The organism is Rhodopseudomonas sp. BR0G17, assembly GCF_010907025.1.
In the GTDB taxonomy this organism is placed as follows: Bacteria; Pseudomonadota; Alphaproteobacteria; order Rhizobiales; family Xanthobacteraceae; genus Rhodopseudomonas; species Rhodopseudomonas palustris_H.
Map to the genome: position 1 here is coordinate 1 of NZ_QUML01000128.1, position 477 is coordinate 477.

1 protein-coding gene is annotated in these 477 nt (G+C 66.9%); it reads right to left on the bottom strand.

What is annotated here, in order from left to right:
- Positions 1–477: branched-chain amino acid ABC transporter permease (locus tag DY467_RS25515; RefSeq protein WP_164639832.1), on the bottom strand; the 477-nt coding region annotated here is incomplete at both ends.

Here is a 477-nt window from a genome sequence, read left to right on the forward strand (position 1 = left end):
CCCTGCATGCCGAGGATCAACGGCAAATTGGTCTGCAGCCACTGATTGGCCAGAACGACGATGCCTGAGCCGACCAGCGCGCCGCCGATCGATCCGGCGCCGCCGATCACCGCCATGAACAGATATTCGATGCCCTGGTTGAACGAGAACGGCGACGGATTGAGAAAGCGCTGGAAGTGCGCGTACAGCCAGCCGGCCAGCGCCGCCAGCAGGCAGGCGATCACGAAGGCGGCGATCTTCATCGCCCAGGTGTTGACGCCGAGGCTTTCGGCCATGATCGCACCGGACTTCAGCGCCCGGATGGCGCGGCCGGGACGGGAGTCGAGCAGGTTCGACATCCCGAGTTGCAGCAGCAGCAGCGCGCCCCAGATGCCGACATACCACGCCTTCGGGCTGTGCACCGCGGTGCCGGCGACGGTCAGCGGCGGGATGTCGGTTATGCCGGCCTGACCGCCGGTCTGCGGCAGACCCGCGAAC